Source organism: Streptomyces sp. NPDC002125, from assembly GCF_053593715.1.
The window spans coordinates 500379-514519 of the sequence record NZ_JBSFDD010000003.1; the positions used below are offsets into that span (position 1 = coordinate 500379).

The window sequence follows — 14141 nt, forward strand, 5'->3', positions numbered from 1 at the left end:
GGGCCCGTGCCGGCACGGACCCGCCGGCACATCGGGCCGTCAGGCCTTGTCGATGGTCCAGGTGGCCGCCGAGCGGATCGCCGTGTACCGGCCGGAGACCTCGCCGCCGGTCAGTCCGGCAGTGCGGTCGACACCGTAGTCGTCGAAGGCGAGCAGGACGACCTCGTCCTTCCCGTCACCGTCGAGGTCGGCCACGAAGTGCTCCCGGGAGCCGGTCATGCCGGTGGAGACGGTGGCCGCCGGGTAGTTCACGCCGGACGTCAGGACGGAGGCGGGGTACAGGTTCAGCACCTGGGTGCCGCTCGACACCACGATGCGGGCGCCGTCCGGACCGGTGGCGAAGGACGAGCTGCGGACCTCGGCCAGCGTGTTCAGCTTGTACTCCTTGCCGTTCGGCCCGTCGGTGCGCAGCGAGACCAGGCTGGCCTCGGTCAGTCCGTCGGGACCGGTGAGCCAGTTGGCGAGCGTGGCGTACCCACCCGCCTTGCGCTCGTGCAGCAGGTCGCCGGTACGGCCGTCGCGGATCTGGACCATGTTGGTCAGCTGGTTCGGCGGGGACTGCTCGGAGTTCCCGCGGACGACGTACGTGAAGACCACGGCGTGTCCGTCGGCGTACGGGATGTCCTTCGAGGCGAAGGTGCCGGCCCGCAGCGGGATGCCGAGCACGGAGCCGGTGCTGGTCGCAGGCGCCTCCGGGGTGAAGTTCCAGACAGCGGTGCCGTTCCTGCCGTTCAGGGCGACGCCGCCGACGGAGACCGGAGCGGTCGGGCTCTTGCCGCGGGTCTGGTACTGCGCGTAGACCTTGCCGTCGTTCGCGGACAGGTCCGCGAAGGCCGGGGTGCCGATCTCCGACGGGACCGCGTACTCCCACTTCAGGGAGCCGTTGCCCTCGTAGGCGCGCACCTTGTCGGTCGCGACGGCGATCTCCGCGGCACGGTCACCGTCGAGGTCCGACGCGACGACGTTGCGCACGTATTCGCCGGCCGCGGCCTGGATGGTGGTGAGTACCTTTCCGGTACGGGCGTCGACGATCGCGACGCCCTCACTGGCGGCGACGACGATCTCGTCACGGCCGTCACCGGTGGTGTCGGCCTTGACGACCTGCACGACCCGGCCGGGCATCGTCGCCGCCCACAGCCGCTCGGGCGTGCCGGAGACCAGGGACGGGCCGTCGTAGGCGTACAGGCCCGCGGAGGAGCCGCCGACGACGACATCCTGCTTCTTGTCGCCGTTGATGTCCGTCGCGACGGCGGTGTAGGGGATGCCCTCGACCGGCTGGACGCTCTCCTGCTTGCCGTTGCCGACCCTGTACGTCCGGACGTTCTGGTCGGTGTCCGTGGTGCGCAGCCGCCAGTCGCCGTTCTTCTCGAACAGCTGGCCGCCCAGCATCGAGCCGACGGTGCCGCGTTTCTCCCACTTCACGTCGCCGTCGGCGCCGTCGAACGCCGTGATCCGGGCGTAGTGGTTGGAGTAGCGGTTCTCGGCGGTCGTGCTGTCCCTGTCGTCCATGGCCGAGGCGATGAGCTTGCCGTCGACGGCCTGGAGGCCCCAGACGGAGGCCAGGTCCCCGTCGACCTGGTCCTCGGGCCGCTTGAGGGTGCGGGCCCACAGCAGGCTCGCGTCGTCGCCCTTCAGCGCGCGGACGCTGTTGGTGTTCATCGACAGGCTGTCGTCGATGGTCGACTCGCTGACCGTGTACTCCGGCTTGGAGCGGCCCTGGATGTCGCCGACCTCGAGGTCGAGCGGGAACGCGTTGATCCGCTCGCTGAGGGAGGTACGGGTGCCGTCACCGGGTGCGTACGTGCTGAGCTCGTACTTCACGCCGTCGGCGTAGTCCGACTGCTCCAGGGCCACGATCCGGCCGCGCGCGGCGTCCAGGTGCAGCTGACGCACGTAGAGGCTGCCGCCCTTGGCCCACTTGACGCTGCCGTCCTCGGTGTCGATCACCAGGGCGTGGCCGCCGGCGGCGTTGTCGGGCGCGTAGCGCTTGGCCTGGTTCCAGGAGGCGGCGAGCAGGCCGCCGCCGACCGGCTCCAGCGCGCCCCACTGGACACCGGTGTAGGTGCCGGCGTCATACGTCCACATCTGCGACGGGGTGAGCTTGCCGTCGGCGTGGTCGAACCGGAAGCCGTTCAGCGTGGTCTTCGCATCGGCCGGCGAGTTCATGTTGTCGTACGCGGAATCCGCGACGACCAGAGTCCTGCCGACCAGCTTGATGTTGTACGCGGCGGCGAACAGCTTCGACCAGAGCGTCTTGCCGGTGGCGCCGTCGAGGATCGTGACGAAGGTGCCGTTGGGCAGCGTGGAGCCCGGCGAGGTGAAGGGCCGGTACGGGTTCACGCCGGACTTCGCGGTGAAGACGATGTCGTCGACGCCGTCACCGGTCAGGTCGCCCGTGGTGACGCCGTTGTCCGAGGTCGGGGAGAACGGGTCGACGGCGTTGAAGCCCATGACCACGGCGGCCGGGTAGGGCTCCTTCACGGCGCGGGGGGTCGGGGTGACCTGCCAGTCCGAGTCCAGGGACGTCGAGTCGCGTGACCACAGCCGCTTGCCGTCGGCGCCGACGCGCTGGATCGGGGTGAGGCTGTTGACGGTGAAGTAGTCGCCCTTCGAGCCGCCGACCGGGAAGGTCTGCGCCATGCCCTGAGCGCCCTCGACGGCGGACTTCCTGGTCAGCTTCCAGGGCGAGGCGGCGTCGGTCCCGCTGCCGGCGGTGGAGCTGTCGCTGTCACTCGTGCCGGCGTCCTCGGTGGCCTGCTCCAGGCTCGTGCCGCCGTCCCCGTAGACGTCGGGCATGGAATGCTGCGCCAGCTGTGCGGCCTGGCTCTCGGTGAGCGTCAGGAGACCGTTGTCGTCGGCGTGGACGGCCGGGGCGACGGTCAGCGCGAGCCCGGATGCGATCAGTACGGAGGCCAGGCGCAGGCCCCGCCGGTTGATGTTTCTCATCAGACGCCCTTCGGGGTGAAGCGGATGGCGGTGGCGTCGCTGAGGACGGTCTGCTTGAAGGAGGTGCCGAGTGCGTCGGTGCCGGCCTGGTTCTCGATGCCGGTGGTCGCCGAACTGCCGCGCTGCAGGGCGCTGGTGCCGATGCCCTTGTACTGCAGGGTGACGGCGCCGGTGGCCTCGTCGAAGACGGCCTCGAAGGAGATGCGCACCGAGCTGTCCGCGGCGATGGAGGCGTTGTTCCAGACGACGGCGAACTTCCGCGCGCCGCTCCTGCCGGTGGTGGCGGTCTGCACGCTCGACTTCTTGTCGAGGACCAGGTCGTCCCAGAAGGCGGCGACGACGCCGTTGGGCCTGGCGGCCGTGGGCAACGCGGTGTTGGCGTAGTCGCCCAGGCGCGGCTGGAGGAAGTTGACCAGGCCGTTGGTGGTGACGGAGGCGCTGGTGTACTTCACGCCGTAGTACGTCACGGGGAACGGCAGGCCGATCGTCCTGGCGTCCTCGTCACCGGTGAGCCCGGTGGTGGTCGAGCCCTTGATCCAGGAGGAGGCGACGGGGGCGCAGGAGTAGGTGCCGCCCTCGTCGGTCCGGTTCGGCAGCTTCACGTCGGCGCTCTCGGCGCCGTCGACCGTGAGCCGGCCGGCGTAGGCGCCGTTGCAGACGACCGGGGCAGCGGGCGTGACGCTCAGGTTGTACGCGCCCTCGGCGACCTCGGGCAGCGTGTACGTGCCGTCGGCGCCGGTCGTGACGGAGTCGACGGGGACGCCCGTCAGGGAGACGGTCGCCTTGGCGAGCGGCTTGCCGGTGACGTCGAGGACGGTGCCGGTGACGGCGTGGCGCGGGACGGCGTCGAGCGCGACGTCCTGGGTGAGCGGCGTGCCGGTCGTCAGCGTGACGCCGGAGACCGTCCTGCCGGTGTAGCCGTAGCCGCTGACGGTGAAGTCGTACGTGCCCGCGGGCAGCGTCAGCCGGTACGCGCCGTCCGCGCCGGTGGTGACCTGGCGGCCACCGGTGGCCTGGAAGGTGAAGCCCCGCAGCGCGGCGCCCGTGGCCCTGTCGGTGACCTTGCCGGAGACCGTCACCGCCGTGTGCGGGGCCTTGTCGACGGAGGCGAGGATGTCGAGCTTGCCCTCACCCCAGACGTTGTTCATGCCGGCGGTGCCGCCGCAGCGCGTGTCCTCGACGTCACGGGCGCCCTCGTTCAGGAGCGCGCGGGTCTCGTCGATCCTGCCGATCAGCGAGGGGGCCGCCGACCACAGCAGCGCCACCGAACCGGCGACGTGCGGGGTGGCCATCGACGTGCCCTGGATGGAGTTGTGCGAGGAACCGGGCCAGGTCGAAGTGATGTTCACGCCCGGCGCGGAGATGTTCGGCTTGGCCGTGCCGTCGACCGGCGAGGGACCGAATCCGGAGAAGCCGGCGATCTTGCCGCTCGCGTCGTAGGCGCCGACACCGTAGGACGAGTTCATCGAACCCGGCGGGTGGGTCGTCGAGCAGGTCACGCCGTTGCCGTCGTTGCCTGCCGCGAACGCCTCGAAGATGCCCGCCGCGTTCCAGGCGTCGAGGATGTCCTGGTACATGGGGGTGTCGGGGTCGTCGGAGCCCCAGGAGTTGTTGACGATGTTCGGGGCGAGGTCCGGGCGCGGGTTCTGGCCGTTGCGGTCGGTCGGCGCGAGGATCCACTGACCGGCGGCCAGCAGGTCGTCGTCGTAACAGACGTCCGAGGCGCAGCCCTTGGCGGCGATCCACTTCGCGTTCGGCGCGACCCCGATGCCGTTCTTGGCGACCATCGTGCCCATGGTGTGGGTGCCGTGGCCGGCGTTGTCGCACGGGGTGCCGCTGGTGCCGCACTCGCCGGTCGGGTCGTAGAAGTTGTAGTCGTGGCTGAAGGTGCCGTCGCCGTTGTTGCCGCGGTAGTTCGCGACCAGGTCGGGGTGGTCGTACTGGACGCCCGAGTCGACGTTGGCGATGACGATGCCCTCGCCGCGGTCGTCGTACTGGTCCCAGACCTGGTCGGCCTTCACGTCGGAGACGCCCCACGTGGGGGTGTCGTCGCCGTCCGCGGACGAGGTGGTGCGCGACGCCGTGACGCCGCTGCCGTCGGTCTCGATGTCGTCGAGCCTGAACGCGTTCCGCTTGACGATCGATTCCACGTCCGAGCGCTTCGCGAGCTCGTCGACGAGGGCCTGGTCACCGGTGACCTGGACCGTGTTGGCGATCCAGTAGCCCTGGTGACCGACCTTCTTCCTGTCGAGGAAGGAGGTGAGCGACTTCTGGCTGTCCTCGGCGGCCGTCCGCAGCGCCTTGTACGCGGCCGTGGCGGCCTTGGCGTGCGTCTTCTGCTTCCTGGCGGCCGTCAGGTCGGCCTTGTCCTTGAGGACGACGAAGAACGTGGCCTCCTTGCCGCCCTTCACCGCGCTCGTCAGCGCGCTGTCCACCGTGGCGCCGGTGCCGGCCTGCGTGGCGGTGTCGGCGGAGGCGGTCAGGGGACTGGCCAGCAGGGCGACCGCTGCGGACAGCGAGGCCGCCGCCCATATGGCGGCTCTGCGCCGGGGTGGTCGGGGCACGCTCATCGTTGCACTCCTCCAGGAACGGAACGGGGGGAGCCCGGACGCTAGACAGCCGCCATTACTTGAGCATTACAAGCTGTCCGGCTCTCCCCACCCCGCCGACGCCGACACCCTCAAGGGCCGGCTCGTCCTGGAACGACAGGGCGGCAGGACCCGGGGCCGGGGTGACCGACCGCGACAACGCCCCTTGGAGTCCTTCATGCACGTGCCATGGCGCTGAAGTCATGGTTGTCTGAGCCGGTTTGACGAACCAAAAGATCCCCGCGGCGCACAGCGCGGACGTACGAGGAATGAGGAAGAACGAAGATGTTACCGACGCTCGCCAGAACCCGTTCATGGCCCCTGTCCCGGTTGTCCGCCTCCGCTCCGGGCAAGCGTGCGGCCGGCGGGCTGCTCGCCGTCACCGCCTGCGTGGCCGCGCTGCTCGCGCCCGCCCAAACGGCCGCAGCGGCGACCGTCCCCGCCGGCCCGGTCTTCAACAAGCCGACCGGCAGCACCGCCGAACAGGAGGCCATTCGCACCCACGTCCGCTCCGTGATCGCGAACGCGGACAGCGGCTCGGTCCTGCGGCTCGCGATGTACCACCTGTGGGACGAGACGATCGCCGCGGACCTCGGCGCCGCGAAGGCCCGCGGCGTCAGCGTCAAGGTCGTCCTCGACGAGACCACCCTTGAGTACCGCGCCTCCTACGACCTCCTCAGGAGCAGCCTCGGCACCAGCACCTCCGCCGCCTCCTGGGTGGCCCTGTGCGCCACGGGCCGCTCGTGCCTCGGTACGGCGACGACGGGCATCAACCACAACAAGTTCCTGCTCGCGAGCAGCGTCGGCGGTGGCGCCCAGAAGAACGTCGTCGTCCAGCTGACCTCGAACCTGACGCCGTCCAACTACAAGCGATACTGGAACAGTTCGGTGACCGCCGTCGGCAACGCCACCCTGTACGACGGCTACGTGGACTACTTCACCCGTCTCCCGGCCCAGAACCGCACCGCCTGGTCCTACACGTACGGCAACGCGGGCGACTACAAGTACTACTTCTTCCCCCGCGCGGGCAGCGACGACACAACGGACACCGTGGTCAACGCGATGGACAACATCACCTGCCGCTGGACCGACTCCGCGGGCACCGCGCGCCGCACCACCGTCCATGCCGCGATGCTGAAGATCACCCGCCAGGGCGTCGCGGACAAGCTGCGCACCCTGGCGGGCCAGGGCTGCCTGGTCGACCTGGTCTACAGCGAGACCGACTCCGGCACCTGGAGCGCCCTGCACGGCGTCTCCGGCATCACCAACCGCTGCTACCAGCACGACGCCGACGACGACTCCACGACGCCCAACCTGATCGTGCACTCGAAGAACTGGATGGTCGACGGCATGTACGCGGGCACCGCCCAGAAGGTGCTGTTCACCGGCAGCCACAACTGGAGCGGCCCGGCCCTGCGCAACAACGACGAGGCCCTGCTGCGCATCACCACGCCGGCCGTCTTCGACGCGTTCGAGGCCAACTTCCAGACCACGCGGTCCGCCGCCGTGCCCGGCACCAGCGACAACGTGGCCGTCTGCAAGAGCTGAAAGCGGCCGGACCCGCCGCCGCGCGGTAGGCGCACACCGGTGCGCCTACCGCACGGGGTGGCGCCGCGGAGGGGCTGCCCACCGGGGTGATGTGGAACAGCGGACCACCGGCCGGGCGTCGCCTCGCGTACATCGATCGAAGTAGTCGTGTACTCCGCTGGCGCAGGCTCGAATGACGCGCCCGGGACGATGTTCCCGGGGGCAGGCCGGACCTACCGTCTGGCCCCATGACCAAGACATTCTCTCTGGCGGGCTTCGCCCTCGCCGTCCTCGCCTTCACGGTGTCCGATGCGGTCAACAGGGGGTACGACCCGTTGGCCGAGACGATCAGCAGGTACGTCAACCTGCCGCACGGCTGGCTGGTGACCGTCGGCCTCCTGGCGGTCGCGGCCGGGTCGGCGGCCCTTGCCGCCCGCGTCACCGGCGATCGATGGGGTGGGTGGCTGCTGCGCTGCTGGGCGGGATGCGTACTCGTCGCCGCTGTCTTTCCGGCGGACCCGCCGGGCAACTGGAGCAGCCCCTCGGTCTCCGACGGGGTGCACGGAGCGGCGGCCTGGGCGGGATTCCTCGCGTTGGCGGCCGCTGTCGTCCGGCTGACCGTCGTATGGCGGCGCGATCCGGCGTGGGCCTCGAAGGCGCGCGGCCTGACCGTCCTCGCGTGGGCGTCGTCGGTGGCCTTCGTGCTGTTCGCCGTGGCGATGGTGGACAGGGCGGCCCTCACCCACACGGCTCCTCTGGGTCTGGCCGAACGAATCCTCCTCGTCCTCAATCTCGCCTGGCTGGCACTGGCCGCCACATCGGCGGAGTCCCGGCCCTCGGCGTCGGGCACGATGGGCCGCATGACGTCAGGCATCGTCAAGTGAGCCCCCGTCCGCAGACCGGGTGGCACCCCCGGCTGGTGGACCTGGCCCTGGCGCTGCTGACCGCCGTGGGCATCGGTGCGGGTCCCGCCGCGATGGGCGCACCGCCGTCGTGGCACGGCACGTTCGGCCTCGGTGTGATCCTGGGCGGCCTGCTGCTGGTCCGCAGACGCCGGCCCGTGCTCGTGCTCGTCCTGTCGGCCGCCGCGCTGGTCGGCTACCAAGGTGCCGGTCTGTTCGAGGGCGGCGCCGTCTGGCCTCTGACCTTCGCCCTGTTCACCACCGCGCTCAGCCGCCCGGTCCGGGCCGCCGCCATCGGCGCCCTCACCTTGGCATGCGGCCTGGCCCTGCAAGGGCTGGACGCCTCCGAAGTCCTCGCCCGAGGGGGCGTCGAGCTGCTCTGGCTGGCCCTGGTGTCGGCTGCGGCGAGTTCCTGGCACCAGTACGGCCGTTGGCGGGCCGAACACCAGGCCCGTCTCCTGCAACTGGAACAGACCCGGCTCGTCGAGCAGCGCCTGACCATCTCCCGGGAGGTTCACGACGTGGTAGCCCATACGCTGGCCGTCGTCGGTGTCCACCTGAACGTCGCCGTCGAGGCCCTGGACGATTCGCCCGAGGAAGCGCGCGCCGCCCTGCGCACCGCGATCGCCGTGCGCAAGCAGGCCATGACCGACCTGAAGACGTTCGTGGGTGAGCTCCGCGACGTGCCGCAACACGGCCTGGAGTCCGTTGCCGGCCTGGTCGCGCAGGCCGAGGCCGCCGGGCTGGAGGTGCGCTACGTCTCGGAGGGCAACCCCGAGGCCGTTCCGGCGGCCCAGGCGCTCACCGCCTACCGGGTCGTCCAGGAGGCCGTGGTCAACACCCTGCGCCACTCCGACGCGGGGCGCCTCACCATCCGGATAGAGGCCCGGCCGCGAACCCTGGCGGTGCAGGTCACCGACGACGGGCGCCCAACAGCGGGCGTCACGGAGGGGCATGGCCTGACCGGGATGCGCGAGCGCGTCACGGCCCTCGGGGGCACCCTGCGTGTCGAAGCCGGCAGTGGCTTCGCGGTACAGGCCGTCCTGCCTCTGACGGACCACGTGACAGGCTTGGCGCCATGACCATCAGTGTGCTGCTCGCCGACGACCAGGCGCTCGTGCGGGCGGGGTTCCGCAGCCTGCTCGCCCGGGCCAAGGCCCTGGCCGTCGTAGGCGAGGCCGCCTCCGGGGAGGAGGCGGTACGGCAGGCCGCCCTGCTGGGGCCGGACGTCGTGCTGATGGACATCAGGATGCCGGGCATGGACGGCATCGAGGCCACCCGCCGCATCCTGGCCGAGCTGCCGACGACCAGGGTGATCATCCTGACCACGTTCGACACCGACGAGCACGTCTTCGAGGCGCTACGGGCAGGCGCGAGCGGCTTCCTCACCAAGGAGGTCGAACCGCCCGAACTGCGCCGGGCGGTCGAGGTCGTCGCGGCGGGCGACTCCCTGCTGTCACCGGGCGTCACCCGCCGCGTCATCGAACGCTTCGCCCACCGCCCCCGGCCCACCGCCGCCCTGGACGCACTGACGGCGCGCGAGAACGAGGTGGTCAGGCTGGTGGCGGAAGGACTCTCCAACGACGAGATCGCCGCCGCACTCGTGATCAGCCCGCTGACAGCGAAGACCCACATCTCCCGGGCCATCACCAAGCTGGGCCTGCGTGACCGCGTGCAACTGGTCATCACCGCCTACGAGCACGGTCTCGTCAGGGCCTCGCGCGCCGGCGAGCGCTGAGCGAACAGGAACAGAGCCCCGGGTCCCCGACCCGGGGCTTCGCGGAAGAGCGGAGGCTCGGGGCTGCTCGGCGGGATCGCGCCGCATGCCCCCGTCGGCTAGGCCAGGTCGTCGAGCGGCCTGAGGAACCGGCGCTCGTAGCGCTTGATGCAGCGGCTCTCACGAGCCAGTTCGATGGCCTCCTGGCACTCCGGGTCGGACACGCTGTCCGTGCGGTACTGCTCGTACGCGGCCAGACCGGGGAAGGAGAACAGGGCGTAGGCAATGTCGCTGTCGCCCTCACTCGGCAGGAAGTAGCCGTGGTGCGTCCCGCCGAACCGGTTGACGAGCCGGACCCAGCGGCGCCCGTACTCCTCGAAATCCTCAAGCTTGTCAGCGTCGATCTCGTACTTCAGGTGAATGGTGATCATGCGTGCATGATGCCTCGCGCTCCCAGCGGCGCGGGTACGGGCCAGCCGTGCGGGCCCCGGGGGATGTGGCGGAAGTGAAGAACCGGGTCGAACCAGGCCCGGCAAGGATCAAGGCAGGTGACGGTCGTTGCACACCTGGAGCTTCCGGGAACTGTACGCGTCCGGATAAGTTGCGGCCGTGATCGAAGCCTTGCCTGATGACGTTGCGCATGTGCTGGACCTCGCTATGTGCTTTGTAGCGGCTCCATCGGGCATCCAGCTCGGCATGCAGATTCGGCATCTGCGAGCACAAAAGCGCTGTGCGTGCGGCTGCGGATCGACGTACTTCAGCCTCGACGCTGAGACCGTTGCCCCTGCACCTGCCCTCACGGGTACGCAGGTGGTTGGCGACATGGAGGTGTTTGGCGCGAAGCAGGAGACCGTCGGCCAGGTGCAGGTGTTCACCGAGGACGGGTATCTGGCATGGTTCGAGGTCTGCTCGTGGAACGAAGAAGGTTTCACGCTGGCCGACGCGCACCGACGACTCTGCCCGTGCCACCGGCGGGGGTGAGGCGAGCGACCCGGGCCGGCCGCGGTGTTCTACTAGCCCTTCGACCGGGAGTGGCAGGGGTGAGGTGGCGGCCGGCCTCGAACAGCTCGTAGGACACTCGCCGTGAAGCGGCGGATGACCAGGCATCCGGCACGGATTCGGCATGAGGACCTGAGCCGGTCCGTCGGAGGTCAGCAGGGCGACCGGCTTCGGCCGGCGGAGCGCGACCTCGGCGACCGTGGCGTCGATGGCGTACTTGTGCCCGTGCAGTCCGGCACCGTTGAGCAGCTCCGCTGCCGCTTTCGCCGCCTGCTTGGTGATGACAGGCTCCACCACCGCACGATCCGGACGGGGGGACCATGGAACGGCATGAGCTGGAATCGCTGCTGGTCGGTGACGACGAGGCGACCGTGACCGCTCTGGCCGCCCTCCGCAGCGGCGCCCCGTACTCGGTGGAGGAGCGGGTACAACCCACCGGTGCGCGTGCCGGAGTCTTCAGCCGCCGACTTCAGCGCATGCGGATGCGCGGAATCGAACCTCCTGGGCTGGAACGAGCAGTGCGACTCATCAGGGAACATGACCGGCCTGTGCGCACAGCGCTGATCGATCCTGACGATCGGACACGGTTCACCCTGCTGTTCCTCACCGAGGACCGCAGCGCACTCGTGGCCTGCGTCAGCTGGACGCGGCCGCCGGCTGCCGTGAAGCCCGCTCTAGGAGTCCGGTTGCGGCGTCCTGGCCGTGGGCGGGGTGCTGCTGACGGCTGCTGCGGACGGCCGGGTGCGACCACATCCGTCCGTCGTCGTCGATGGCGGACCGGCCTTGGCATTCTGCGCCCCTGAGAATCACATGGGTCGAGTACTGGGCGCTGACAGCCACCCTGAACGCCGCAGTGACCGAAGAGAGCTGCCACCGCCTCGCCAAGGAGCTGAGCCGCCGTCCTGTCCCCGATGTCATCGGTTTCGCGGAGCGCCTCGCCGAGGCCCTCTACCGGACAACACCAAGCCGTGCTCGGTGTGTACGGGCGGCCGCCAGAGCGCTTCCTTCAGACTTCACGGACATCTCGGCTGACCAGTGTGCGCAGTGTGGGCCACAGATCGACGAGAAGGACCCGGTCGAGGTACTGAACCAGGTCGTCGTGCCGAGCGGCTGGGCACCGGGAACGAGCACGATCTCCGGACGCTCGCGGACGCGGCGGTGGACAGGTGAAGCGTCAGCGACCCCGGAGACCGACCGCCAGCGTCAGTTCAAGGACCCGGTGTGGTGATGCGAGATCGGGAAACAGCTCCCTGAGCTGCGACATCCGGTACCGGACCGTCTGGGGGTGGACGAACAACGCCGCCGCGACCTCGTCCCGTCTGCCCTGGTGCAGCAGCCACGCCCGCAACGTCTCCTCCAGCCGTCGAGCGGTCGCGTCAGGCAGGGTCTGCAACGGTGCGAGGGCTCGGACGCGCAGGTCTGCGAACGCCTCCGCGTCGGCGCTGAGCACCAGGTCGGGCAGGTGGTCCTCGGTGTCGCGAATGTCGGAGGAAAGGGAGCGCGCGCGCAGGGCTCGTGCGTACGAGGCGGACGCGTGGGTCCATGGCCGGGCCGGGCCGACCACGGCGGCGCGGTCGGTCAGCTGCCGTAGGAGACGTGATCGGTCGGCGTCGGGGACGAGGAGCACACCGGTGTCATCCGGTAGATCGTCGAGGACGAGGGTGTTCGGGTCGAGTGTCCGGTAGGCAGGCCGGGCCTGGGCGGCGGGCAGGAGAACGGCGGTCAGCGAAGCGGGAGGCTGCCACCTGGCCCGTCGGCCGGAGGCCAGCAGCGCGTCCGGGCTCGCACCGGCGAGGAGATCGCGGGCCAGGTGTTCCAGGTGGCGCTCGTGGGCTCTGCCCCGGGCGGCCAGTTCGTCGGCGTGGCCCGCGGCGCTCGCGGCGGAGAGCTCGTCGATGTAGGCGAAGGTCAGCTCGGCGAACTTCGCGACCTCGGCGGCGGGCAGACCCGCGGGGACGGCACCCGCTGCCAGACATCGCCAGGCGACCCGGGCGCCGACGCGGTAGGCGCTGAGCAGGGCGTCCATCGAACGGCCGTCGCGCACCTCGCCGCGGCCCAGCTCGTAGGCGGCGTCCCCGGCGTCGCCGCCCGTGGCGTTCCCGCTCGCAAGGTCCAGGTAGTGCCCCAGGGCGGTGCGGACGGCTCGGCGGATGGTGGCGCCCATGCGGCCCGACAAGGCACGGGCGTACGGAGGAACCTCGTCGATGATCGCCTGGACGACTTCGTCGGCGGTGGCCTTCAGTGCGGCTCGAAGGGCGGTGACCGTCGTCTCATCCAGGGTCAGTTCGCTGGCCCTCCGGATTGCATAGCTCATTTTTTGTTCCCTGCGAACAATTCAGCCGACCAGATTTACGTCCTGTGGTCAGGACCTTACGCCTGGAGGCACAGCAAGCTGGAGTCATGACGAGTACAGCCCTCCGCGGCAGGGCGTGGAAACTGCTGGAGATGGTCACGACGCCGCTGCTGCCGTCGGACTACCTCGACCTGGTCAGCCCGCTCCGTACGGGCGCCGACCTACGGGGGCGCATCGAGGCCGTGCGCCCCGAGACGAGTGGCGCCGCGACTGTGGTGATCAGGCCGGGACGGGCGTGGCGCGGCCACACAGCCGGTCAGTACGTGCGGATCGGGGTCGACGTCGACGGGGTGCGCCTGTGGCGTGCCTACTCCATCACCTCGCCGACGAACCGCCGGGACGGCCGTATCACGATCACCGTGAAGGCGATCCCGGAAGGCAAGGTCAGCAATCACCTGGTCCGCAGAGCGAAACCGGGCACGCTGATCCAGCTCGACCAGGCGACCGGTGACTTCGTCCTGCCGCGGGCCAAGCCCGCCAAGGTGCTCTACCTGACGGCCGGCAGCGGCATCACGCCCGTGATGGGCATGCTGCGCGACACCGAGCTCGACGACGTCGTCATGGTCCACTGTGCGCCACAGCCTCAGGACGTGATCTTCCGCAAGGAACTGCACCGCCTGGTCGTGGACAAGAAGCTTCGGCTCACCGAGGTGCACACCGACACCGACGGCAAGCTCGACATCGCCCGTCTCCAGGAACTCGTGCCCGACTGGGCCGAGCGCGAGACCTGGGCCTGCGGGCCCGCAGGTCTGCTCCACGCCGCCGAAGAGCACTGGACCGAACAGGGTGTCCAAGAACGCCTGCACACCGAACGGTTCCGCGCCGGCATCGTCGTCGCCGGCGAGGGCGGCGAGGTCACGTTCAGCGCGACCGGCAAGACCATCGACGCGGACGGCGTCACGCCGCTGCTCGACATCGGCGAGGAGGGCGGCGTGCTCATGCCCTCCGGGTGCCGTATGGGCATCTGCTTCGGCTGCGTCACGCCGCTCAAGGCCGGCGCTGTCCGCGACCTGCGTACCGGCGAGATCACCGAGGCCGAGCCGGGCGTCCTCATCCAGACCTGTGTGTCCGCCGCGGCGGGCCCCTGCGACATCGAACGGTAGGAGCAC

At 70.1% G+C, this 14141-nt stretch carries 10 protein-coding genes and 2 pseudogenes; 6 read left to right on the forward strand and 6 right to left on the reverse strand.

Features of this window, described 5'->3' with window-relative positions; genetic code table 11:
• Positions 1-39: 39 nt before the first annotated feature.
• Positions 40-2946, reverse strand: coding sequence for an FG-GAP-like repeat-containing protein (locus ACWCQM_RS08095; protein ID WP_450914458.1), 2907 nt, complete (start codon positions 2944-2946; stop codon positions 40-42).
• Positions 2946-5516, reverse strand: coding sequence for a S8 family serine peptidase (locus ACWCQM_RS08100; protein ID WP_450914459.1), 2571 nt, complete (start codon positions 5514-5516; stop codon positions 2946-2948). Before ACWCQM_RS08100 ends, ACWCQM_RS08095 begins: the two co-directional genes overlap by 1 nt.
• A 303-nt stretch (positions 5517-5819) precedes the next feature.
• Here ACWCQM_RS08100 and ACWCQM_RS08105 point away from each other — a divergent pair, with 303 nt between their 5' ends.
• The 4 genes from ACWCQM_RS08105 (at position 5820) to ACWCQM_RS08120 (ending at position 9701) form a co-directional block, all read left to right on the forward strand.
• Positions 5820-7082 carry a phospholipase D-like domain-containing protein gene (locus ACWCQM_RS08105; RefSeq protein WP_450914460.1) on the forward strand — a complete coding sequence of 421 codons (1263 nt, stop codon included), beginning with the start codon at positions 5820-5822 and terminating at the stop codon, positions 7080-7082.
• Between the two features lie 227 nt (positions 7083-7309).
• Complete coding sequence (locus ACWCQM_RS08110; RefSeq protein ID WP_450914461.1) at positions 7310-7945, forward strand: DUF998 domain-containing protein; 636 nt, start codon at positions 7310-7312, stop codon at positions 7943-7945.
• Positions 7942-9045: a sensor histidine kinase gene (locus ACWCQM_RS08115; protein ID WP_450914462.1), complete on the forward strand. Its 1104-nt coding sequence runs from the start codon at positions 7942-7944 to the stop codon at positions 9043-9045. Before ACWCQM_RS08110 ends, ACWCQM_RS08115 begins: the two co-directional genes overlap by 4 nt.
• Positions 9042-9701: a response regulator gene (locus tag ACWCQM_RS08120; RefSeq protein ID WP_450914463.1), complete on the forward strand. Its 660-nt coding sequence runs from the start codon at positions 9042-9044 to the stop codon at positions 9699-9701. The genes ACWCQM_RS08115 and ACWCQM_RS08120 overlap by 4 nt, the downstream gene beginning before the upstream one ends.
• 98 nt (positions 9702-9799) lie before the next feature.
• On the opposite strand, the gene ACWCQM_RS08125 is transcribed toward ACWCQM_RS08120, so the two are convergent.
• Positions 9800-10111, reverse strand: coding sequence for an NIPSNAP family protein (locus ACWCQM_RS08125; protein WP_450914464.1), 312 nt, complete (start codon positions 10109-10111; stop codon positions 9800-9802).
• 178 nt (positions 10112-10289) lie between these two features.
• Between ACWCQM_RS08125 and ACWCQM_RS08130 the strand changes: the two genes are divergently transcribed.
• A complete protein-coding gene (locus ACWCQM_RS08130; protein ID WP_450914465.1) occupies positions 10290-10661 on the forward strand; it encodes a hypothetical protein in 372 nt (123 codons plus the stop codon).
• Positions 10662-10823: 162 nt separating this feature from the next.
• Here ACWCQM_RS08130 and ACWCQM_RS08135 read toward each other — a convergent pair.
• From ACWCQM_RS08135 to ACWCQM_RS08145, 3 genes and pseudogenes are all read right to left on the reverse strand, one after another.
• Positions 10824-10982, reverse strand: a pseudogene (locus tag ACWCQM_RS08135) (DNA-binding protein); the annotation flags it as partial.
• A gap of 703 nt (positions 10983-11685) precedes the next feature.
• Positions 11686-11784, reverse strand: a pseudogene (locus tag ACWCQM_RS08140) (transcriptional regulator); the annotation flags it as partial.
• A 69-nt stretch (positions 11785-11853) separates the two neighbouring features.
• Entirely contained in the window at positions 11854-12993 is a 1140-nt protein-coding gene (locus ACWCQM_RS08145; protein WP_450914466.1) for a PucR family transcriptional regulator, read from the reverse strand.
• Positions 12994-13079: 86 nt separating this feature from the next.
• Here ACWCQM_RS08145 and ACWCQM_RS08150 point away from each other — a divergent pair, with 86 nt between their 5' ends.
• Positions 13080-14135 (forward strand): ferredoxin reductase, encoded by a 1056-nt coding sequence (locus tag ACWCQM_RS08150; protein WP_450914467.1) that lies wholly within the window; start codon positions 13080-13082, stop codon positions 14133-14135.
• Positions 14136-14141 lie beyond the last annotated feature (6 nt).

Bases quoted from the DNA above. Each gene is read 5' to 3' on its own strand.
- ACWCQM_RS08150 (WP_450914467.1), top strand. From the start codon at position 13,080: ATGACGAGTACAGCCCTCCGCGGCAGGGCGTGGAAACTGCTGGAGATG.
- ACWCQM_RS08145 (WP_450914466.1), bottom strand. From the start codon at position 12,993: ATGAGCTATGCAATCCGGAGGGCCAGCGAACTGACCCTGGATGAGACG.
- ACWCQM_RS08120 (WP_450914463.1), top strand. From the start codon at position 9,042: ATGACCATCAGTGTGCTGCTCGCCGACGACCAGGCGCTCGTGCGGGCG.
- ACWCQM_RS08110 (WP_450914461.1), top strand. From the start codon at position 7,310: ATGACCAAGACATTCTCTCTGGCGGGCTTCGCCCTCGCCGTCCTCGCC.
- ACWCQM_RS08095 (WP_450914458.1), bottom strand. From the start codon at position 2,946: ATGAGAAACATCAACCGGCGGGGCCTGCGCCTGGCCTCCGTACTGATC.
- ACWCQM_RS08105 (WP_450914460.1), top strand. From the start codon at position 5,820: ATGTTACCGACGCTCGCCAGAACCCGTTCATGGCCCCTGTCCCGGTTG.
- ACWCQM_RS08125 (WP_450914464.1), bottom strand. From the start codon at position 10,111: ATGATCACCATTCACCTGAAGTACGAGATCGACGCTGACAAGCTTGAG.
- ACWCQM_RS08100 (WP_450914459.1), bottom strand. From the start codon at position 5,516: ATGAGCGTGCCCCGACCACCCCGGCGCAGAGCCGCCATATGGGCGGCG.